General features: G+C 57.2%; 17 protein-coding genes. 12 read left to right on the top strand and 5 right to left on the bottom strand.

Translation table 11 applies throughout. The features are described 5' to 3' along the window. Positions 1 to 4 precede the first annotated feature (4 nt). A complete protein-coding gene (locus HDE78_RS01600; protein ID WP_179476766.1) occupies positions 5 to 964 on the bottom strand; it encodes a hypothetical protein in 960 nt (319 codons plus the stop codon). 158 nt (positions 965 to 1,122) lie between these two features. Between HDE78_RS01600 and HDE78_RS01595 the strand changes: the two genes are divergently transcribed. Continuing rightward, complete coding sequence (locus HDE78_RS01595) at positions 1,123 to 1,587, top strand: IS3 family transposase (RefSeq protein ID WP_179476765.1); 465 nt, start codon at positions 1,123 to 1,125, stop codon at positions 1,585 to 1,587. A 283-nt stretch (positions 1,588 to 1,870) separates the two neighbouring features. On the opposite strand, the gene HDE78_RS01590 is transcribed toward HDE78_RS01595, so the two are convergent. Then, positions 1,871 to 2,356 carry an H-NS histone family protein gene (locus HDE78_RS01590; RefSeq protein WP_255457547.1) on the bottom strand — a complete coding sequence of 162 codons (486 nt, stop codon included), beginning with the start codon at positions 2,354 to 2,356 and terminating at the stop codon, positions 1,871 to 1,873. A 54-nt stretch (positions 2,357 to 2,410) separates the two neighbouring features. Next, on the bottom strand, positions 2,411 to 3,463 hold the full coding sequence (locus HDE78_RS01585; RefSeq protein WP_179476764.1) for a hypothetical protein: 1,053 nt from the start codon (positions 3,461 to 3,463) through the stop codon (positions 2,411 to 2,413). A gap of 948 nt (positions 3,464 to 4,411) precedes the next feature. Between HDE78_RS01585 and HDE78_RS01580 the strand changes: the two genes are divergently transcribed. The 11 genes from HDE78_RS01580 (at position 4,412) to HDE78_RS20930 (ending at position 21,517) form a co-directional block, all read left to right on the top strand. Further along, complete coding sequence (locus HDE78_RS01580) at positions 4,412 to 5,002, top strand: hypothetical protein (protein ID WP_179476763.1); 591 nt, start codon at positions 4,412 to 4,414, stop codon at positions 5,000 to 5,002. Beyond that, a complete protein-coding gene (locus HDE78_RS01575) occupies positions 4,999 to 6,447 on the top strand; it encodes an XVIPCD domain-containing protein (RefSeq protein ID WP_179476762.1) in 1,449 nt (482 codons plus the stop codon). The genes HDE78_RS01580 and HDE78_RS01575 overlap by 4 nt, the downstream gene beginning before the upstream one ends. Positions 6,448 to 6,938: 491 nt before the next feature. Further along, positions 6,939 to 7,499, top strand: a complete 561-nt coding sequence (locus HDE78_RS01570; protein WP_179476481.1) for a hypothetical protein — start codon at positions 6,939 to 6,941, stop codon at positions 7,497 to 7,499. A 6-nt stretch (positions 7,500 to 7,505) separates the two neighbouring features. Next, the gene (locus HDE78_RS01565) at positions 7,506 to 9,029 is read left to right on the top strand and encodes a hypothetical protein (RefSeq protein WP_179476761.1); all 1,524 of its coding nucleotides are present in this window, start codon (positions 7,506 to 7,508) and stop codon (positions 9,027 to 9,029) included. Positions 9,030 to 9,138: 109 nt separating this feature from the next. Further along, positions 9,139 to 9,747 (top strand): hypothetical protein, encoded by a 609-nt coding sequence (locus HDE78_RS01560; RefSeq protein WP_179476760.1) that lies wholly within the window; start codon positions 9,139 to 9,141, stop codon positions 9,745 to 9,747. A gap of 498 nt (positions 9,748 to 10,245) precedes the next feature. After that, a complete protein-coding gene (locus HDE78_RS01555; protein WP_179476759.1) occupies positions 10,246 to 15,849 on the top strand; it encodes a DUF3320 domain-containing protein in 5,604 nt (1,867 codons plus the stop codon). A 403-nt stretch (positions 15,850 to 16,252) separates the two neighbouring features. Next, positions 16,253 to 16,954, top strand: a complete 702-nt coding sequence (locus tag HDE78_RS01550; protein ID WP_179476758.1) for a hypothetical protein — start codon at positions 16,253 to 16,255, stop codon at positions 16,952 to 16,954. Continuing rightward, positions 16,909 to 17,586, top strand: coding sequence for a DCL family protein (locus HDE78_RS01545; RefSeq protein ID WP_179476757.1), 678 nt, complete (start codon positions 16,909 to 16,911; stop codon positions 17,584 to 17,586). Before HDE78_RS01550 ends, HDE78_RS01545 begins: the two co-directional genes overlap by 46 nt. 373 nt (positions 17,587 to 17,959) lie before the next feature. Continuing rightward, entirely contained in the window at positions 17,960 to 18,295 is a 336-nt protein-coding gene (locus HDE78_RS01535) for a hypothetical protein (RefSeq protein ID WP_255457546.1), read from the top strand. After that, positions 18,296 to 20,962: a zeta toxin family protein gene (locus HDE78_RS01530; RefSeq protein WP_179476755.1), complete on the top strand. Its 2,667-nt coding sequence runs from the start codon at positions 18,296 to 18,298 to the stop codon at positions 20,960 to 20,962. It begins immediately after the preceding gene. 21 nt (positions 20,963 to 20,983) lie between these two features. Next, positions 20,984 to 21,517, top strand: a complete 534-nt coding sequence (locus HDE78_RS20930) for a hypothetical protein (RefSeq protein WP_255457545.1) — start codon at positions 20,984 to 20,986, stop codon at positions 21,515 to 21,517. A 171-nt stretch (positions 21,518 to 21,688) separates the two neighbouring features. Here HDE78_RS20930 and HDE78_RS01520 read toward each other — a convergent pair whose 3' ends face one another. Together HDE78_RS01520 and HDE78_RS01515 are read right to left on the bottom strand one after the other, a co-directional pair. Further along, entirely contained in the window at positions 21,689 to 21,865 is a 177-nt protein-coding gene (locus tag HDE78_RS01520) for an integrase core domain-containing protein (RefSeq protein WP_255457544.1), read from the bottom strand. A 310-nt stretch (positions 21,866 to 22,175) separates the two neighbouring features. Then, positions 22,176 to 23,123, bottom strand: coding sequence for a PD40 domain-containing protein (locus tag HDE78_RS01515; RefSeq protein WP_179476754.1), 948 nt, complete (start codon positions 23,121 to 23,123; stop codon positions 22,176 to 22,178).

Raw genomic sequence — 23,123 nt, 5'->3', positions numbered from 1 at the left:
ATGGTCAGAAGGGTACGTCATCATTCCATGTTGGCCGCGTTGGAGGCGATATTTCGGTGGCTTTTTCTTGAGGTTTTGGAAGTGTTTTGGATTCCACGCGCTTCAGATGCTGGCGGCTGACAAAGGTGTTAACGGCTGCTGCGAGATTGATGGCTAGCTCGCCATACTCTACGGGAATTTCCAGAGTGTCCGAGCCGTGCCCGTGGCCCGCAAGCTCATTTCGAAGAGTTGCTGTGGGCATTAGTGCCTTCTGCAAAGATTGAGCTTTCGACTTTGGCAAGCCCTCCAGGAGATTCGCGTTGGCATAAGCTTGGGTCAGGTCAATCCCCGTCTTGGGAGAGTTTCCCAAAGCAGCCTTGAAGGCGCTTTCTACACTCGCGCCTGCATAGAAGATGGCGTCGCGGATGTTGCCTTCCGTGAGTTCGTTTCGTGCGCGCTGAAACTCATCTTTTGCTCCGCTAAACGACGCTAACGCTAGGATTGGTGGCGTATCGGCCAAGACGATGTCCTCCATGAAGTCATCATCAACGATAAGACCTTGGCCGTCGCTCATCCGCCATCGGCATGTGTAGTCACGGAAGACATCATTGATAGCTGTTTGTGCTTCATCGCGTCGCTCAGCATCAAGCCACGCCAAGAAACATTCGAGCACATCGAGTGCAGACTCGACCTTTCCTGTTTGGATTATCTCTTCGATGACTTCTCCGACATAGCGAGCCGATTCTGGCTTGGGCGTGCCCAATAGCCTGGCATAAAGGTGCTCGACTTCTTGGATGTCTGACGATTGCTCGTTCCACCCGGGATTGTCGGGCGGGCTGTAGTAGAAGGGCTCGTCAATCTCTCTAAGCGTAATCCAAAGACGGCGCCGCGCTTGTGCCGATAGGTCTGGAAGCGAACCCTTCTCTACGAGTCGCCGATGTCTAAGCGAGAATGGTTTAAGTCTTATGTGGACCTGTTTTTGCATCGAGCTTCACCTCACAACTTTCTTGGATGTTGCGATTTTGGGATGGCTATAGTGGTGAAGCGTATTGTCACGACTTCATGGCCCACCTCTGCAAGTAGGGCGGCGGGTTACAGCCTGCTGTATGAACTGCCGGGGGTGTGGCCCTGGGGATGATATGGGTGGCGACACCGACGCAGCAGGGTTGGCTGTACCTGGCCGCCGTGCTGGATATGTACAGCCGGCGCATTATCGGCTGGGCCATGAGCGAACGTCCTGACCAGGCACTCGCCAGCGATGCCTTGACGATGGCGCTCGCACGCCGACATCCACCCAAAGAGACCATCCACCACAGCGATCAGGGCTCGCAGTACACCAGCAAGGCCTATCAGCAGCAGCTTCAAGCGGCTGGCCTGATCGCCAGTATGAGCCGCAAGGGTATGCCTTACGACAACGCCGTGATGGAAAGCTTCTTCGCCTCGCTCAAACAGGAGCTGACGCACCACGAGCGGTTCGTCGATCGCGATACGGCCAGGAGCCAAGTCTTCGACTACATCGAGAGCTTCTACAACCGCCAGCGGCTACACAGCAGCTTGGACTATCGCTCGCCCGAAGTGTTTGAGAGCATGGCGCGGGTGACTAATTAATCCGTCCGAGAAATCGGGGGTAGTCCACTTCGTCCCGGTTTCACAGGTTTCCGAGGCTTCGGCCTCACGTAGGAAGCCAATAATCTGTTCATCGGAAAAGCGCTTTTTCACCTCCAATCTCCGTCAGTGGGGGGATTGGACTCCAAACCGCTGTGCTACTCAAAACTGAGGGGACGTCGTCGCTTCAGTAATAAGGAGCCGGTAGTCTGCTGAACTTTGCCCAAGAAAAAGCCCCGCAAGATTGCTCATGCAGGGTTTAGAGTTTTAGGACTGAAGGTAGAACTTACGCTTTTGCCGTCTTCTTGGCTGCGGACTTCTTGACTGCTTTCTTGGTGGCCTTCTTTGCCGTTTTGGCAGGAGCTTTGGGGGTGGTTCCACCAATCAAAAGACTCTCAGCAGTTACGCCGCGTCTCTTGATGGCTTGAGTAAACCATAAAGGCTGACGGCCGCGCCCGGACCAGGTCTTCGTCGGATCAACAAGGTCACGGTACTTTGGGGCAACCGAACTTTTCGTGCCCGGCGCTTTCTTGCCTCCACGGGTTGGGTAGACCTCAGCCAAGGTCAAGCCACTGATGTTCAACAAGGCATCAATCTTTTTGCGTACATCTTCAACGAGGTTCGAGTGGGCCGATTTCATCTTGGATTCCGCTTCAGCAATGATGGCTTGCAGTTCTTTGGGGGAAAGGTTTTCGAGGTTAACGGCCATGGTTATTCCAGTTAGGTAAAGAATGAAGGTGCGTTTGAGGCGGGTAGCTTCTGAAACTTCCATGTGTAAGTACATAGGATAGTGCTAATCACTGCATGTGCGTTGAAATATGACCCATTACTGGAATATTTTGAGCTCGTCTTCAGATGCCTCAGAAAAGAAATCGCCATCGGTAACGATGGTGAAAGTGGGATGCCCGTTCTTTAAGACGATCTGATCAACGCCGAGTCCAACCCAGAACTGCGCAAGGCCAATGTCTCCGGTCAACACAGCGGTAGGCTTGTCCGGGAACAGCGCGATAGCGTAGGTGAGCAATTTTAGAAGTCGTACGTCTGAAAGGGCGTTGTAGGCTTTCACCGATGCGTTTCGATGCTCATGAGGCTTCAGGATACGAAATGCAGGGTTTTTGTCTTGGGGCAGAACCAAGGTCAGCCACGCTAGTAGAAAAGCAAACGATTTGACTGACACCTCGTTTTTCTCGGCTATCGACCGCAGCTCCGCGATCACTGGTTTACGTTTACCGGCAGAGAGAATCGGCCGAAGCAATGGGAAGGCCTCCATCAAAAAGTGCTGTTCTCGTTCGAGGGATGAACGCTCGTCGGCCAATAGATTCATCATGCCTTTGGTAGCACTGACGAGATCCGGTAACACCTTTGCGTTTGGCATCGCGCGTCTAATTTCACTGTGCGCTTTTTCCAACAAGCGGCCGACCTCGTTTTCGTCGGGTTGGTGGCCCTGCGCGCCTTCCATGGCGTACGCCATAGGGTTAACGGTGACAGCGATATCGAGGAGGAGATCCAGGAGGTCTTCGGGTTTCCCTGAATCCAATGCTCGGCGTCTTGCGCCCAATCGACCAACGACGTTGCGATCAGGCAACAGCATGTAGTGCGCCCCTGATAGTTGAGAGGGGAGCCAGCCGCCTTGGACGAGCGCAAAAAAGTCGTTCGAGTAATCCGACTGGGCTTCGAATTTAATTTCATATCCGCGACAGTCGTATTCAGTTCCATTGGCGTTGCGTGCGATCACGTCGGTGAACTGTGTCGTCAATTGCGCAGGCGTGCGACCTTTTGCAGACTTCAGTTGGTCATACAACAGAGGCACCGGTGTCCATGACTCGAGAACAAGCGGACCGTGATGGTCTGAGAGGATGTGTATTAGATAGAGGATCATGCGTCCATCAATAACGCGTGCTGATCCCCCGAGCAACTTGACACTTCGGTTCTGATAGAGATTGGTTTGACAAGTATTTTCGGTGGTTCCAAGATCACTCCACACATCACACCACGGTATGTGGGCGGTCAGGCAAGGCGATGGCTTGGGGAGATCACCTCCCACTCTCTCCGCCAGGTACGTCAAAGCCATGATTTTTCAGGGCTTTTATGTGCTTGAGAACGGCGCTTTTTCAAGTCGGTTGGTCAACACGACATGCGTCTAGCTCATCATCTCCTTCGTCATCCCACCGGCTTGTGGCACTTCCGACTGACGGTTCCGCGCGATCTGCATGCGGCATTGGGTTTGCAGGTCATTAAGAAATCCTTGGGCACCTTCGTGGAGTTTGCCCGGCGTTTTGAAGAACGTGTCGAGGCCAAAGAGTCCAGGCGGCGGCAACCTCGCCGGCCGAGAGCGAGTTAGTCCGTCGCACCACGATTTGCGCATCGTGACGTCAGGAGTAACATCCTGTCGTCTTGATTCGCCATCGCTGGATATCGCCACGTCCTTCCAAAATCGTTTAGCTCGCGCGCCTCGTTATGTCAGCGCTGGACGTTATCAGCGTAGACAACGTCAAAAATAGACTTCGCAAGGCGGCATTGCTCAAAAGATGATGACAAAGGCCCGACTCGGCAATGGTGCCGAGCGCTTCATGCTTTGCGTGTAGGGCTTTCTGAATGTACATCGGTTGGTTTTTGCCGGTTCGAGTAAGCGTTACACTCGGACCACCGACGCACGGAGCCGCGTGATGGTGTTGAACGTCACTACGAGCGCAGCCGCAGCGCTGCGCGTGGAAACACCCGATGTCAGAGCACCCGATGCTCGACGTCAGGCCACAGCTTACCTACCTGAATTTGCCGGCCCAACGATCGCGGACGCCATTGGTGTGCCTGCGACTGAGAACCATCCATGACGAAACAGCTTTTCCTTGGCCTGCTTTTATCGGCAACCCTTGTCACCACTGCTTGCGGCTCATCGACCATGACGACACCTGACATCAAATTCAATCCGCACCCGACCAAGCGCTACGAGCTGACCGTCACGATCAAAGATGCCCCCGGACCGTTTGATTCGATGCAGACCTATGTTCTCTACGATGTCACCGATCCGTTTTGCGTGCCGACACTCCCGGGAAGTGGGGCGACAAACGAACCCAGGAAAAGCGTTCCGCTAACACTGACGAAAGTTGGTGAAAACACCTACACGGGGACGTTTTACAGCGACCTAATCAAGGATGAGGACTATTCCGGCAAGGGTGTGTGCCATTGGAAGCTCAGTGCGGTTTCCATGTATTTGCGGCACGAGAAGCTGACATTACCGCCCTCAATCACTTGGGAAAATATCCTCGCCGGTAAGCCACAGACCACTTATTTTTCGGGACTTTCTTATGCCGATGCGAGCGCCGAGCGCGTGGACGCGGGCATTGAAGAAGGTGGCAAGCTGCGACCTTCTGATCATCCCTTCACCGTCACATTTGAAACGAAGGCGCATGTGCAATGACGCTTCGAACGGCGGACTACGCCGCGATCAGCAATGACGTCTACAAAGATCCCGTGGTCGATCAGAGAGCGCCGGATGGTCAGGTGCTGACTTATCGACGCGTCGAACTCAATGGAGTTTGGTATCAGCCCATCGCACACGCCGACAATCCGAAAACGGGGTTTCAAGCCACTGCTTATGAGCGATTGGATGGCACGCATGCAACAGTGATTGCTTATCGCGGGACAGAGATGGACCGCGAGTTCAAACAGGACCTGCTGACCACCGATGTGTCCATGGCCATCAAAGGGGTCAATACTCAGGGCCCTGACGCCGATGCGTTCACTAAAAAAGTGATCGCCCAAGCCACCCAAAAAGCAGAGCAATACGGCTATCCGCCGTCGATCTCGGTCACCGGCCATTCTTTGGGTGGCACCGAAGCGGAAATGAACGCGTTCAAATATGGTTTGAAGGGCGAAACCTTCAACGCCTACGGCGCGGCGGGTCTGAGCGGCCTGGGCATCCCCGAAGGCGGTACTCAGGTCATTGACCACGTCCGCGCGACAGACGTGGTGAGCGCGGCCAGCCCGCACTTCGGCCAGGTTCGGATCTATGCTGTGCCACAGGACATCCAGGCTCTGCAGGGCGCCGGCTATCACGACAGCCGACTGCTCAACGCCATCACGCCTGACGAGCCCATTCTGGGGAAGATCCAGGGTGAGGCACACAAAATGGGGAACTTCTTGCCCAACAACAGCGTGACCGGGCAATCGCTCCTTACGCCGCAAAACGAGGCACTGGCAGCCGAGCACAGCGTGATGATCGGGCACTACCGTGGCCAGATCGAGCGCGCCCGAGAAATGGCGCACATCGAGTATGAAATTCAAAAACCGGTGATCGATGCGACGGGGGCAGTCGTGCATCAAGTCGAAAACAACGTCAAGAAAACGGGTGAATTTCTTGGCGCGGTCAAAGACAAAGCCGTGGAGGACTACCACGGCACGGTCAACGCAGCCTCGCGCCGCATCGAAGGCGCGGCGCATTCCATCAACGCGCACCCCGTGCTGCTTAATCATCCGGCGCACCCGGACTACATGTTGTTTCAACAATCGCTGGGTGCCGTGCATCGCCTGGATGCCGAACATGGCCGCACGCCCGACCAGTACAGCACCAACCTCGCTGCTGGTGTCGCGGTTGGTGCCAAGGCGCACGGGTTGAGCGGGGTGGACCACGTCGTGCTGAGCATCGACGGCGCAAACGCGTTCGCCGTTCAAGGCGACCCGGCGTCGCCATCGAGGGAAATAGCGCGCCCCATCGCCACAGCGCAAGCGGTCCACACGCCGGTTGAGCAACACACCCAAGCGATGCAGCAAGTCAATCAGCAGCAACAGCAGGTCCAGCAGCAAGTGCAGCAGGCGATGCAGGTTCAACAGCCGCAGCAGCAAGGGCCAGCGATGGGGCGCTAGGACGCTGAAGCGCGGAAAAGTTGCGAGCGGCTGAAAGTGACTCCCAAGCGGACGTTGCATGACAGTTAAGCCGCAGCACCTTAAAGGGGACAGCACCTTAAAAGGGACGGAGGAAGTTAAAACGCGCAGTCAACCGCGTCCGACCGCCATCGCATCCAGTGCCAGCCTGCGGCACTCAAAACCGACACAAGCTTACGCCAGGCAGCGCTCCCCACGCCTCGCGTTCCTCGGATTCCCACGCTATGTAACACAGAGGGCGTGAATCGCTGTGGGATCTTGCGATGCATTCGCTCCGTCCACTTTTACGAGCCGTAATAAATGCGTCGGTTGAGATCATGGCTCGATTTCAACTATGAACGGCTCTGCATCAGGCATGATGATCTACGTTTTCGTTTAACTTCCTCCGTCCCGGTTTCCCATTTCGAGCGGAATGATCTGGACAGCAAGTTCCGGCGATTTACCAAGTCAACCAGACGGAGGCGGTTATCAAGATGGTTATCAAAGTGATCCAGACCCGATACAAGGGCTATCATTTTCGCAGTCGCTTGGAAGCGCGGTGGGCCGTTTTCTTCGACGTTGCAAAAATCAGGTGGGAATACGAGCCCGAGGGATACGTGGTGGACGGAACTCCGTATTTACCGGATTTCTATTTGCCTGATCTCGACTGCTACTTTGAAGTTAAGGGCCGGCCGGAATACGATCTCAATTTCTTTCGTCGGTTTGCTGATGAAATGGGTTGCCGGGTCGTTATTGCAGAAGGCCCAACGCCCGACCCGGACGAATGGTCCTGCCTGGACACCATCGGCCTGCAAGTTCTTCGTCCGCGCCACGCTGAGGCGTCAGACGATTACACGGACGATGTGGCGTGGGGCTACAAGGACATGTTCTTGCGTTGCGACAGCTGTGGGCGGATCAGTCTGATGAACGAGGTCTATTCCACCATGAAGGACAATTGCTCATGCAACGACAAGGGTTCACGGTTGATGCCGCTGGACGATGCACTGAAAGCCGCGCGGTCCGCTCGATTCGAGCACGGCGCTTCAGGTCGCTGAGCCTCCATGCTGAATTCTGACGCGCTCGGGAAAAAAGGGGAAAGCCGGTTCCGAGAGATGTGTTCGGACGTCGACTTGCCTTTCAACGCCTCGTTGGATTGGGATAAGGCCGGCTGGGACTTCATCATTGACTTTCCGATGCCGGTCAACGAGAGACGGAGTCTTGACCATCGCGGGAGCCCCCAGGCATGTCGGGTGCAGCAGAAGACGGTGATGGACTCCACACCGTCGGTGACGCTTTCGCTGAAAATGGCCGAGCGTCTAGCAAAAGACCTCATGCCCTCGTTCATCTCGATGTTCAAGGTCTCCGAAGCGCTGGAATTCACCGGTGGCTATCTCATGCACATCGCGGGCGACCGCTTATCAGCCATCTTGAAACGGCTGCGCGAGTTGGGGCCCGATGCGTCCGACGAGGACATGAAGGGGAAGAAGATTTCCTTCTCGCCGACGGAACAGGAGCGCATCGCAATGACAGGGGTGGCGCTCGTGGAGCGTCTTCGCACACACATTGGCGATGACATCCATGGCTACACGGCGAAGAAAAAGAAGGAACTGGACGAGCTGGGGTATGGGGAGGATGCATATGCCAGTCGTTTTGAGGTCAATGCAGAGGACCTGCAAGCGTTTTCAAACATGTTTCTGGGGCTGGTCAGCCAAGTCGAAGTCAGGAACATCGTGGTGACGGAGAATCGATTCGGAATTCCCATCGTCGATACGACCAGCGAGATGGCGGTGATGTCCGTGGAGCATGCTTCAACGCGCCAATGCACAGCCGTATTCGCAGATGAGGAGATCGGAGAACGCGGGGTGTTCCGTGGCACGGCGCGCATCACGCCGCCCGGGCTGGCCAGAAAGATGCGCCTGCAATTCCAGTGGTTTTCGGTGTTCATGGACATCGACTCGGCCGAGAACAACCTGTCTTTCACATTCACGCCCGGCGAGGCCGACGGGATCGTCGATCAATGGTTAGAATATTGGCGAGCAATGAAGCTGGTTAAGGCGAGACGGGGAACGGTGCGCTTGGGCATCGACGGTAACCCCAACATCGGTGAATTGCCGATGCTTCCTCGCGAACGCGGTTCGCCCTATGAAGACTTTGACGATCTATTTGACGCCTTTGAGACGCTCAGCCTGATTGCCAGGCGCGGCGGTCTGGCACACGAGGCGAGCTTTCGTTTCCAAGAGGTGGCCGAAGCAGAGCATGACCTGGCGCGCGTGCGGGCACTGCTCGATGGCGGCATCAAGAGCATCAAGAACCAAGCTCTTGGCGATTTGAACGCGTTGCCCCAGTTGCCGGAAAAGATGTTGTATGCGAACGGGGTCAAGGTGGGCGAGCACGTCATCGCCTATTGCGTGGTCGGAAAGCCCGTCTGCACGCCGAAGGGCAATGCCGTTGTGATAGAACTCATCGAGCTGTCGTCGCCGTGGTTCGGCGTGGTCGATTCGGCCGCGAGCTATCAAGCATTCATTGATTCCAACATGGCGAAGGCCAACGTCACTGCCGTGATGGCGGCGAAACCGTCGGAATAGGCGTGTCGACAGGCTACCGCCACGGGGACACCAAAACCGAGTGGGGGCTGTGGTAGTTATATGTGCCCATGAATGTGCCCATGAGCGGGTCGCATTCGAAGGAAGAGTCATGGAATCAGGCTCGACATCAACAACAGAGATGCCTCACGGAGAGCAGACTTTCGGTGTCCGCACGTGCCGAGATATGTTTCGGAAGATGTATTTCGAAGTGGCCGAATTCACCGCCACGCGATCGTCGGACCGAGACATGGCTGTGCGTGGATTCCGCGCTCTCAACGCGGCATGGACCATCTGGCATCTGCACGACTGGGTCTTCGAGGAGCATATGGATGCGGGCGATGAGTTCTTGGCCCTCATCGCTTCCGCATTTCCCGGCGTGGACTTTTCGCAGAAGGCGAACCAGCGGCAGCGCTTGACCTTATTCGCAGATGAGCTTTCCAAAAAGTTTGATGCTCTCGACATTTGTCGAACGTTGGCGACAGCTGGAAAACACGCGAAGGCGACGTCACGGCCGAGGCCGGATCTGCGCGCGATAGAGGTGCAGCCCATCGAATGGATGCCCCCAGGAACTCAGGGACCAATATGCTTCGACGTCAGGGTCCTCGTGGGCAACCAGCCATGGGATGCGCGAGACCTCTTCGTTCAAGCCATTGCCGACTGGCGACAGTTCTTCGCTCTGATTGGCCAGGATGTTCCCGATATTCGCTTTGAGATTTAGCACAAGAAGTCGCGGTCGGCCAGGTTGACACGCGCACTCGTGACCTGAGTGTTCTGCGGGAGTGTGTGCCTTGAAGGCTGCGTGTTGGGCAGGTTGCTGGAGGATGGGCCAAGGCGATAGCCTTCCCGGACCGTGGTCAACCAGTGAGGTCAGCGCCTCTCAGAAACACGGTGTTGCAAGGGCCTGTGTGACGTGTGTGGAGCTGAATCTCTGGGGATACGATTGGATGAGAACCCACGGCTTCGACAAAATTGTCTGGAACAACAAGGACAGCCGCAGGCTGGCCTCGTAGCGCACAGCGCGAAGGGTTGAGGCTCAGGATGAGCCGAGCAATCCCATCCGTCACGTTGGCAAGACAATTAAGTGGCTCTACCCCGCTTTGCCGGCCCCCCTTAGCTGTAGCTGTAGACTGGAGCAGACCTACCCATCGGAGACATGTATTGCCTCCGTTGCGGCACGAATGATGCTTCTTATGGTTGGCGGGAGAGGGGGATAGAGATGGAATTTGGAGAGACTGGGGCGGCTGCGATCCAAGAAGGCGCCATTTTTCAAAGTAACTTGCCGTTAGGCGAGAAGTTGGATCGAGCCCGTCGGGAACTGCTGGACTTGTCAGCACGCAACCGGCTCTTGAATATGCCGCGAGGAGCGAATAAAGGTCGTTCCATCGAGATAGTCGACGAGAAAACCAGCGAAGTGTTCCGATTGCTGGTCCGCGAAGGCAAGGCGTTTACCTTCGTCGCAGGCCGAGCCGCGGAAGGCGATGGGATTGAGCCTGCGACCTCTGAGAGCGCAGATGCATCAGAAAACGTCAAGGATGCGGACGAAATCACCGAGCTGGCCCAGCCAGAAGACGTGTCGCTCGATGAGCGCGGCATTTTTCGACGCCACGCGGACACTCGGCTTCAAACGCGGTTAACCGGCAAGGGACTTCAGAAGCGCCTGCTAGAGCTTTATCTGGATGCGAAAACTCTAGAGGAGGAGCAGGGCGTCAATGTCCTGTTCTTGAGCCTGGGCGCATTGAAGTGGGTTGATCCGAACAATGCCGCCAATATCCGATACGCGCCGCTACTGCTTGTGCCGGTAACACTGGATCGCGGCAACGCAGGTGAGCGCTTCAACCTGCGCGCAAGGCATGAAGACTTTGCCTCCAACCTATCGCTTGAGGCATATCTGGACCGCGTCCACCAGCTTCGCCTCCCAGCCTTCGAGGCGAGCGACACATTCGATCCGCTGCCCTATATGGAACAGGTCAAGGCAAGCGTTGTATCCAAACCGGATTGGGATGTGCTGGTCGACGACCTGTCTGTGGGCTTCTTTTCGTTTGCAAAGTTCCTCATGTATCGAGATCTTGATCCTGCCATCTGGCCTCAGAACGCGAAGATCAGTGATCAGCGATTGGTTCGAGGGCTGCTTTCCGACGGGTTCACTGGCGGAGAAGGTATGGCGGACGAAGACGCCAATATTGATCCGTTCATTCCTCCCCCGGACATGCTCCATATCTTGGACTGCGATAGCTCGCAGGCATTGGCGATCTTCGAAGTGCGGCGCGGCCGCGACTTAGTCATCCAAGGACCACCGGGAACCGGCAAAAGTCAGACCATCGCTAACATCATTGCCTCGGCCATTAAGGATGGAAAGAGCGTCCTTTTCGTGGCTGAAAAAATGGCCGCATTGGAGGTTGTTAAACGACGTCTCGACGAGAAGGGCGTCGGTGATGCGTGCCTTGAGCTCCACAGCAACAAAACCAACAAACGTGCAGTCCTGGAAGAGTTGCGCCGAACTTGGGAATTGGGCGCACCACGCGGTGAAGATCCTGGCACTTTGTTTGCGCGATTGACGGAGGCGCGTGATGCGCTCAACGCACATGTCAGCCGGTTACACCAACAAGAGAACGCATCCGGCCTGTCTGCCCATCAGGTGATGGGGCATCTGACGCGGCTGCGAGCGGAAGGTGAGAAAGCCAACGATCTGGTGTTGGTATCACCTGAGCAATGGGGCCGTGATGGCTTCGCAATGCGTGGAGATTTACTGGCAGATCTTGCGTCGCGTGTCGAAGAAATCGGCAAGCCTGCTGATCACGCATGGGTCGGTGTGGAGCTCGACGCGATCACCCCTTCAGATGTCGAGCGCTTGGTCGCACGGATTCAATCTCTAAGGTCACACTTAGCCAACGCATCCACGCATATTGAGCAGAGCGCGATGCTCGTGGAGTTGGATCCGCCAAAACGTTTTGCCGATATCGCCCCACTGGCCGAACTGTGCCAGCGCATCGCTGAAGCGCCGTCCCTTTCCATGGAGGCTATGTCGAACGACGCGTGGCTCAACGGTGACGGCATCAGTGAGCTGCTTGGCGAGGGCCGAGCTTACGAACAAGCGCATCAAGCGCTCGACGGCAAGGTGGACAGCGCTGCCTGGGATATGGATTTAGCGGAGATGCGCCAGGCGCTGTCCGAGCTCCCTAATAGTTTCGGTCAGGCGCAATTCCAATGCTTGGAAGAGGCTGCGATCGCGCTGCCGCGTCTACTGTCTGAGGCCGATGCGCTTTCCCGTGCGCTTGGGCGGGAAACCGGTTCGACGTTGGTGGATCTGGAGTTGCTCACGCGTATCGGGGAGCGTGTCGCATCGGCGCCGCCAGCAAGCCCAGAGACGTTTGCGTCCGATTTGTGGGATGGTGGCGTCGAGCGTGCAGGCGACTTAGCAGCCGAGGTTTCAGCGCTTGAAACCGCACGCAAAACCATTGGCACTCAACTTTCGGACATGGCTTGGGATATCGACCTCACTTCGACGCGCACGTCACTGGCCGCAGGGGGAACGAGCATCTTTCGTTTCTTAAGCGGGGATTGGCGCCGCGCCAATCGACTGGTTCAGTCGGTAGTGGCCGTTCCCAATCAACCATTGCCAATTACCTTGGCACTCTTGGACACACTGGCCCGAGGTCAGTTGGCAAAGCGCAGCATTCAAGCGGAAGATGCGTTCGGTCGTAGTGCCTTCGGAACGGACTGGCGTGGCGAACGTTCAACGTCGGCATCCATGATTTCGCTGGTCGAATGGATGCGCTCGCTTAAGGGATTGGGTGCGGAGCCGCGCATCATCGCGTCCAGAAGCCCAGAAAAAAGTGACATCGCGTTGCGCTCAAAGCATCTGGCGCAACTACGGTCGTCGGCAGGATCCCCGCTTCAAGAAGCGTGGACCTGTGTTGCTAACCTTCCGGCTAGCAACGTGGGGGAAGTGCCAGGTGTTGAAAAAGCAGACCTGCCATCACTGCTTCAATTGGCGGTGCGATACACGCAAGCGCGTGCGTCAGTTCGGAACGTTGCGACAGATCTGCCGGAGAATGTTGGGCAGATGGTAGGTCTTCTAAATCAGCTTGCTGCGGGGCAGGTGGCGCGGGCAGCTATCCGAACCAAGTCGGTCTTGGGGCAAGACGCTTTTGGTGAAGCTTGGAAGGGTGAAGTTTCCGACTGGGCGGGTTTGACCGCGGCTGCTCAATGGATGGATGGCAATCCAGACATTCGCGCGTTGGCCGGCCGGGTCGGCGAGCGAGGCAGCCTGCTTCCGCGTGTGAAGTTCTTGACGGCGGCTAAGGCAACTGCGCTCACGAGCTTTAATGCCATTGCCGCTGATTTAAAGCTGGAACTCATGGCTTCCATCGGCGTCTCCGAGGCAGAGGAAGCCGCCATCGCGACCGTCACCTGGCGTCTCGACCGATGGGACAACGAGCATGAGCAGCTCTTTCGTTGGGTGGCCTATCGAGATCGTGCCGCAGAAGCGACCAAGTTGGGTTGCGGTGATTTGGTTTCCCGATTGGGCGATGGTCGATTGGCACCAGCCAAAATGATCAAGAGCTTCGAAATGGCTTATTTCGAAGCCACCTATACGCGCATGGTTCGTGCCTGGCCCGACCTTGGCCGATTTGATGGTGCCACGCACGGTCGACTGGTTCGGGAATTTGCCGCGTTGGATCGCGAACGCATCAGCGCGGCGAGAGTGGAAGTGGTCAAAGCGCACTACCGCGCTGTGCCGCCCAGGGATGGAGGTGCGGTAGGTCCCCTTGGCGTATTGCGGGGAGAAATTCAGAAGAAGAAAGGTCACATGCCAGTGCGCAAGCTCATTGAGCGCGCGGGGCCGGCATTGCGAGCCTTGAAGCCAGTTTTCATGATGAGTCCGCTTTCGGTGGCTCAGTTCCTGCCGCCCGGCGCCATGACGTTTGACCTCTTGGTCATGGACGAGGCCAGTCAAATCCAGCCGGTCGACGCGCTGGGCGCTGTCGCGCGCGCCAATCAAGTGGTTGTCGTGGGTGATCCAAAGCAGTTACCGCCAACCGCCTTCTTTGCGAAGATGACAGCGACCACCGACGACGATGACGACGACGATGTCGGCGCGCCGGTTGCCGATATCGAAAGCATCCTCGGGTTGTTTACGGCGAGAGGTCTGCCGATGCGCATGCTTCGGTGGCACTACCGCAGTCGCCATCAGTCTTTGATCGCCGTCAGCAATCAGCAGTTCTACGAGAACAAACTGTTCATTGTGCCTAGCCCGTATACGGCCGACAGTGGTGGTGGCCTTCAGTTCCACTATGTGCCGGATGGTCTGTTCGACACTGGGAACAAGCGGAACAACTTGATTGAAGCCAAGGTCGTCGCCCAGGCGATTATCGCTCACGCACGGAACTTCCCGAAGCTTTCACTGGGTGTGGCTGCGTTTTCCGCTGCCCAGCGTCGCGCCATTATTGATGAGCTAGAAATTCTTCGCCGTGGATTGCCCGCTGACGTGGAGGATTTCTTCAGAGCCCATCGCGCGGAACCTTTCTTCGTCAAGAACTTGGAGAACGTCCAAGGTGACGAACGCGATGTCATCTTCATCTCGGTCGGATATGGTCGTTCGATCACGGGCGGGCACGTACCCATGCGGTTTGGCCCTCTAGGGTCGGAGGGCGGTGAGCGACGTTTGAACGTATTGATCAGTCGTGCGAAACGGCGCTGCGATGTGTTCGCCTCGATGACAGACGAAGATATCGACCCAAGCTTTGCTGCGGGGAAAAAGGGAGTCTCGGCGTTTCGCCTTTTTCTCCAATATGCCCGCACAGGCAAGCTATTTACCGCTGAACATACCGGCAAAGATTTTGACAGCGTGTTTGAAGAGCAGGTCGCGCACGCGTTGCGCGCGCGTGGCTATGAGGTTCAAGCTCAAGTCGGTATCGCTGGGTTCTTCATTGATCTGGCCATCATCGACAACGACCGACCCGGACGGTATCTACTGGGCATCGAGTGCGATGGTGCCGCTTACTACAGCGCAAAGTCCGCCCGAGATCGTGATCGCCTGCGTCAGGCCGTGTTGGAAGATCATGGCTGGACCATTCATCGGATCTGGAGCACCGACTGGTTTCAACGACCGTCCGAACAATTGGAGCTGGTCATCCGGCGTATCGAGGCGGCGAAAGCGGAGTTCGATGAGCACAAAGATGACGTCGTGCTCACCGAGCAATTGGATGAGGAGGCTCCTTATGTCGAGCGTGAGGAGAGCCCCGAAGTCAGTGGGGCGGACACCGCATTTTCTCCCTATGAAGAGGTCATCCTCAAAAGGCCGACGCACCGAACAGAGGATCTCCACGAAACACCGCCCGGTATCTTGACGGACCTGGTAGTTCAGGCCGTCACCGTGGAAGGCCCAATTCATATGGAACAGGTCACCACTCGCATTCGAGATGCTTGGGGCTTGAAGCGAACCGGTGGGCGCATCGAGGAAGCTGTGCGCAACTCGGTGGACATTGCTGTGCGGCTGGGGCGCATTACCCGCCGGGGACAGTTCCTGTCGTTGCCAGATTTCGTGCCGGTGCCTCGCGATCGTTCAGAAGTGACTGTCATCGCATTGCGAAAAGCGGAGATGCTGCCGCCCAGCGAAATCGAAGCCGCTATCTTCCTCGTGGTGCGTCAAAATTTCGGGGCGACCCGTGAGCAAGTCATCCAAGCTGTGGCGCGTGGCCTGGGGATCCGCAACACAAGCGCTCAGGTCCGCTCCACTATTGATGATGTAGTTAGTTCGGTTTTGAGCGCTCGGAAGCTGGTCGAAGTAGGTGGCATGTTGACCACTGCGACAACGTGATCCGTCCTCGGTCGTTATCCGATCCACAAAAGCAGACGCTGGTCAAAGTGACCGTGCAACCAAGTTTTGGAATGATCACCACTGAACAACGAAGTGGCCAGAGTTTCACTCGTTTGGACTCTCTGCGCATAGCGATTGACACCACCCACCGCGATAGCAGACTTCTACCCCAAGGAGCCTAGGAACTCCTCTACAAGCGGTACCCACCTCCGTCAAACCGGTGGGTTTTTTGTGCCTGCATCCGTGGGTACAACCGACGTGATGCCTGCGTCGGGAGGGCGGCTAATACAACACCCGCAAGGGGAATACGCCCGCCGGCTTGTAGCGGTTTCTAGCCTCCCGACTTCCCGTCCGTCGTCATGCCGTGGACGGGCACTTCGATGGGTGGAATCAGGAGGCGGCCATGTCAACGTTCGATGCGGATGATCGGGACACGATGGGTTATTTTCTGCCGGAGAACAGCCAGCGCCGGCTGCAGAAGCTGCGCGACTACGCGGAGTTTCTCTCGCATATCGCGCAGCCGCGCATGCCAGATGCCGAGCAGGAAGGGCTCCCCAAGATCAATGCGGAGCAGGTCGCGATCTGCCTGGAATTTCTGGTGGAGCAGATGGGTCTGGTGCTGAGCGATCTCTCCTTTCCGGCCTATCGCGCCGAAAGCGACGCGGCGCCTGCCGCCGATGAAACGCCTTATGCCGCCGAGTCGATGCCATACGACACGGGCGAGCACCACCGCTTCGGTATCACCCTCGACCAGGTCGACACGCTCAACCGGCTGATCGACATGATCACCGCCCACGGCGACGTCATCACCACCAGCCACGCCACCGAACTGGCCGATCACACGCTGTCCCTATTGGGCCACGCCATCTTCACCGACGCCCGCGCGTTGCGCGACATCATCGACCAGATCGAAGCCCAGCGCCTCAACCCCTCACGCCATCCGCCCACCGGTGTCGGCGAAGCGCAGGCCGTCTACTGTATTGGGCGAGAAAGCTCTTGGGAAACTCCGATTTTGTCCCGACGTTGGCCGGGCGAATCGCATGGCATGAGAACCGGCGAATGTTTCAACTCGGACCTTACGAATACTCGTCCAAGGAAGCACTGAAAGCCAGGCTGAAGTCGTACCTCGATAGCGCATCCGATGGACCGATCACGAACTTGGTGGCGATCGAAAAGTTGCAGTATTTGCTGCTGTTTCATCCGCGCGCCAGCGAGAAAATCGGGGCAGGCGTGGCATCGTTCGTGATCGCGAGAAACGAGCGGGGTTTGGGCAAGGGATTCAAACTAATCCGCGTCGATGGTACCGAGGAACGGTTCTCCTATAAGGTGTGTCTGGATGGTCAGACACCGACGAACCGCTCACGGGCCACTGAGGCATTACGGTTCGCCGTGCGTCCCCAACTCATGGCGTTCCGGCGGTCGCTCACGCTTCCTGTCGCCTGTGCCTTGACGGGCGAGGTCATTGCCAAACATGCAGATCTGCACATCGATCACGCCATACCATTCTGGCGATTGGTACAGACGTTTTGCTTAGGCGAAGGTGTCAACCTCGCGGCATTGAAAACGGTGGGGAGCGGCGAGCATTTAACGCTGCAGGACGAAGCGATAGTGCTTCGATTTCAACGGTTCCATCAGGAGCATGCTCACCTTCAGCCGACAGGGAAGCGTGCGAACCTCGAAAAGGGAGGCGGCTATGAAGGTCGTTTCTCTTTGAGCTTACGTCCGCCACCGGCTTGACGCACATAGTCCTTGCCAGCCTCGCGTTGACGCACGGGAATCAACGGTTCAACGCGCTTTACCATTAATCCTGTGAGCAGATTCAGCCTGGCATGCTGCAACCAACAACGATCAACATGCAGGAAGAATGATTGCAGCACTGGCGTGCCTGGTGCTACGGTATTCTTTCGTCAACCGCACGGAATGCCGGTTTATGAGCTTTCCTCTTGGTGATTGCAGTCACTCCACGCCGGATGCCGTCAGTGTTATCACCGGCCAACGCAAGGTCGCGCCGTGGCCAGTGAACGCGGTATCCGTGTTGCCAGCAGCAATCAATGTCTGCCCCGAACGTATTAGCATTCTTCCCTTCCTCTGTTGAGCAAGAAGCGCTGTGATGTCGAAGCTTCCGCCCCCGCCCGTCCCGGAAAAACTGCGGGAGATGTTGAAGGACTATCCCGAATTAATCCAAGAGCTTCAGGATGCCCTGAACAGTTTTACTAAGAACCCGAAGCCATTGCAGCCGTTTGACGAGGCCATTTGGCTTCTTAAAGACATGCTTGGGGCTTTTTACTCCGAAGCCGGTGTCAAACTCAGATCCGCTGAAAACAGCGGCAATGAGCAGGCGATTCAGAAGGCAAAAGAAAAAGAATTTGCCATTGGATATGCCCGAGGCAACATGGGGGCGATGAACGATCTTTGGGCCTACTTTGAAGCCCATGGAGGCGTTTGAATGAATGCCTCTGCCGATCAGCTCGACTCGGAAACCCATGCACGTATCTTCGAGGAAAAAATCGCTCCCCAAAGCTTGCTGCAAAAGACATCCTACGAACATCCCAAAGCCATCATCCTGGGAGGGCAGCCGGGTTCTGGTAAAGGTGGATTGGCACGCGCTGCCGACAACGAGCTTGCGAATACTGCCGTCACGATCGACCCCGATGCGCTCCGCGAATATCACCCCAACCTCAAAGAGTTCCAATCTACCAACCCCTACACTTGGTCTGGCCGTACCCATGCCGACGCCAGCCAATGGGCCGACGAACTGCGCAATGCGGCCGTCGCCGGTAAGAAAAACATCATCTTCGATACCACGCTGAGCAATGGACAGTGGACATCGGAGCTGATCAAGGATCTTCAAGCGAAGGGTTATGACGTCGAAGTGCGCGCCGTGGCGGCACACAAGCTGGAAAGCGAGCACGGTGTCGATAGCCGGTTTTCCAGAGCGCTCGATCAGAGTGGCTCTGGTCGTTATGTGCCGGCCGGCGCACGCGATGCCATCTACGACAAGGTGCCGGCCAGCCTGGACACGATCCGCGCGCAGACAGATGCACCGATCCGCCTCTTCACCCGTGAAGGCAAAGAGCTCTACGACAGCCGCACCGATGCCCGGTTGCCGGGACAGGTGATGAATGAGGCCCGCGAGGCACGGCTGAGCGATCCCCAGATCACCCGTGACCTCAATCAGCGATGGAAAGAACAAGCCCAATGGCACGAGAAGCTGCCCGATACACTCGCTCATAACCCCAAGGTGGCCCCGGGCACGGCGCAGCGGCTGTTGACCGAACGCAGTGCGTTGAACGTCGTCGAAGGCGTGGAGCGTAATGCCGCCCAAGCGGCAAGCCTCGACTATGCGGTGCGCATCCACCCCAATGTGGTCAAGGGTGTGGGCATCGTCGGTGGTGCGGCGATGGCCTACGACGCCTACCAGACCGCGCAGCAATATCAGGCCCTGAGCGCCAAGGGCAACCAGTTCGGCGCTGATGCCTTGCTGCACCAGTACGAGGGGCGCACGGCCGGTGGGCTCATCGGTGGCTTTGCAGCCGGTGCAGCCTATGGTGCCGTGGCCGGTTCGGAGTCGGGGCCCGGTGCGCTGGTCACGGGTGCGGTCGGAGGCGTGGTCGGCGCGTTCGCAGGCGACAAGATCGCCACCGCCTACAACGAGCATCAGGTCAATCACCAGACTGGCACGAATGGGGTGACCTACGCCTACGACAAAGGCCAGTGGACTCAGACCGAGCACCATCTTGGTTTAAGCAGCTATGACCTGCCGACGATCAAAAGCACCACGATCCACGCCCCTGCGGATCAGATCTCCACCCTGGATTACCAGCGCACCACGGCGGTGACGGCGTTGGCGCTGGCCAACCCCGTCACGCAGGACACCAAAAACATCACGCTCGACGGCACTGAATGGCACGCTTCTCGTGGGGGTTGGACGAAAGAGGTGCAACAGACGACGCCGGGGCTGCCTCAGGCCGACGATTTTGGGCGGCCCATCACCATCAGCGAACCGGCCGACGCCAAAACCGCCAAACAGTTGGATCAGCTTGCCGCCAACCGCCAATACAACAACGCGCATTACGCCGAGAGTGTGTCGCAAGCCTATGTGATTGATTACTACGGCAAGGGCTGGAACAAAAATGGGCCCTTGCCCGAAGTTGTCACCCAGGAACTCAAACGGCCCAGCGAAACCCAGATCACAGATCCTGCGACTGGCCATACCTGGACCGCCGATGGCAAAGGTCATTTCAGCCGCGAAGAAACCACCGTGGGTTTCGACATGCCGGTGACGATGACGGTCAAAGCCGACGGTGCGGAACTGGCGCGCGTGGGCAAACTGCAGCAGGAAGCGATGCAATCCAACGCGGCCTATGGCAGTCAACTGATCGCGGATAAATACGCGCAGTTGCAGCAAACCTCCATGCATCAACAAGCGCCAGTCCAGCCTGCACCGGCGGCGACACCCGATCATGCTGCAGTCAACCCGGCGGCCTCGCACACGCCGCCGCATGTTGCCGAGGCACCCTCGGCGTTCTTCCACGAGATGTCCGCCAAGATTGATCGCTTCGACAAGGCCATGCAGGCAGGGGACCGGACGGCGGTGATGAAGGAAGTGGCGCATGTCTACGAGACCCCTGAATGGCAGGCGAGTTATGGGCGTGCCAGGGAGACGGCGGCGAAGGAACAGCAGCAGCGGGAACACGAGCGTGCCCAGAACCCCCGCGATCCACGCGATGCGGGGCACCCGGACCACGCCATGAATCAGAGTATTCGCAAGCAAGTGGAGACACTGCACGAACGGGCTGGAACCTATATCGGTAACCAGGAACTCGATCGCCTTACCGCGAGCGTGGCCAACGATGCGCGCAAGCAGGGTATGACCCGAGTCGATCAGGTGCAGTTCGGCGGCGATAAGAACCAGGTCATAGCTACTCAGGGCGGCCCCCACGACATGCTGTCCAAACACAGCGTTACCAACGTTCAGCAGGCCATGCAGACGCCGCCGGAACACGCCTATCAGCAGATGGGGCAGGAGACGCAACGCCAGGCCCAAGTGCAGCAGAACGTTCAACAACAAATCGCCCAGTCCCAGCAGCAGGGACAGTCCCTCGGGCGCTGACATTGCTTATAGGTTGCACGCATGAACGACGACGAATTCAAGCGATTGACGGAGCAGTTGCTGGCGGTAGTCGCTCGCATGGACCAGCGCGATGACCGGCTGGAACAACGCTTGCCTACGATCATGGAAGAGCAGACCACCCGTTGGTTACGAACAGTCAGCGGTCAGGTCGAGAGCGCGGCGCGGGCGGGTCTGGAACCCTCCTTGGCCGAAGGCCGGCAAAAAGTCCAAGGCATCGCCACGGAAGCCGACCAAACCGTGCGGACCTTGCAGACCAACCGTCGCGACTTCGCTTCGATCCTGCGTTGGGTTTGGATTGGGGCGTGTGTTTCGTTGCTGCTTTCCGTGGTTGCCCTGGTCGGGACGTATGAAATGCTTTATGGCCACTACGCCACCCGTTACGACGAATTGAAATCGCAGGTGACCTACCTGGATGCGCTCAATCACTCTGATGTCATGCCGTGCGGTGAGGACCGGTTGTGCGCCCGCATTGACGATAAGGCTCCGCGCTTGGGCGACAAGAAGCAGTATCGGTTGATCGAGCTGCGGCAGTAGCGCGCGCTGTCGGCTGCCGGACGGCCTGTTGAATGATTCGGTCACGTTGTTGGAGATCTGTGGTCAGTAAGTGTGAACACATACAGGCTGAGGTCACCGTCATTGCGTTCGCGGTCTTCGTTCAAGGCCAACGTTTGAGCGTGTGTAATGGCCAAGCACTTCCTGTGCTGGTCAGGCCGCTAAAGCATATGCCTCGGCGGGGGTCTTCATGTCCAGCGCCTGATGGGGGCGACGGTGGTTCAAGAACTGGAGCCATCCGCCAATCATGCGCGTCGCGTGCGGCTGTGTTTTGAAGCGATGCCGATACGCGCACTGCGCCTTCAACGTGCGAATGACATGCTTCACCATGCCGTTGTGCTGCGGGCAGTGCGGTGTGATGTATGCCTATAGCTGCGTACCTGTCGCGTGTAGTGTTGGCCGGTAAAGGCCAAGCCATTGTGCCCCGAGGGCAGGTTTCGCGCTCGGAGCGCAGCAGAAAGGAACGCCACGGGTCGCTGGCGATAGGCGCGCCGGCTCCGCACTCCAAGTCGAGCAACGAGCTGTTCGGTGGAATGAGCCCATAAACGATCCAACCACTCGCGCTCGTAGAGGTTTCCCTCCCGCAGTCGCGCACTCGCCCACGCAGCTGCGCGTCGCTGCACGTATTCATGAAGGAATCTTACGGCTTCCAATAAGGCGCCTCGATCACTGCAATGCTTGGGCCGTAGCCGATAAGCTTCGGCGTCCTTGCCGAGAACGCGATCCACTTGCCGTCGGATGACCAGACTGGATGTTGAGTATTCCTATCGAATGGCGTCAATTGCTCGACATGCTGGCCATCGATGGTCGACACGAATGCGGCATAGAACGGTGGCCGCGGACTGCCTTGATTGCTTTCAAAGACAATCCTTGAGCCATCTGGCGACCACTCGGGTGCGCGTCCTTGCATCGTGTGTTGAATGAGCGGGTGAGCCTTGCCGGTGTCGACGGAAACGATCCAAATTTGGTTCAACGTCTGATCGTAGATTTGGGTCTTTTTGGGCTGGGCGGCAACGGCAATCCATTTTCCATCCGGTGAGACTGAAGCCATGCCCGTCATCAGGGCGGGAGTGGTATTTATTCGACTTATGGTGCCGTTACGAATGTCCACCGTGCGCAAGGTGTTGTCGTCGGCGACCATCTCCAAGATTCTCTCGTTGTCTGGAAACCAACTTGGATAGAAGGTGCTTTCACTTTGGGAAGATATCGCGCGTCGGATATGGGTTCCGTCTTTGTCCATCAGCCAAGTCGCGCCCTTGCTGCTCGATTCAGTGCCCGTAAAAGCGATCATGTCACCTCGTGGCGACCAACGCGTGCGCGTCTGTTCAACTGGAATGTCGCCAGGCCCCAGGGGCTTCGGCGTGCCTCCCTGGAGGGGCACGCTATTTGTCTTCGATATTCCGCCCGTGAGTGGTTGCCGATCGAAAATCAGGAATTTTCCGTCTGGCGAAAACTGCGGACCGTAATCCGTTCCGATCGGATCATCGGTGACATTTCTGATGGTCTTATCGGCCGCCTGTGAATCTGACGGATACAACGATGCCAGTAGAAGTGCCGCGGAGATAAATACCCAGAGGGAAACTTTCAT

This window comes from Rhodanobacter sp. K2T2 (genome assembly GCF_013408815.1).
GTDB lineage: Bacteria > Pseudomonadota > Gammaproteobacteria > Xanthomonadales > Rhodanobacteraceae > Rhodanobacter.
The sequence above is the reverse complement of the archived record's forward strand: the minus strand, read 5'-3'. Positions and strand labels throughout refer to the sequence as shown.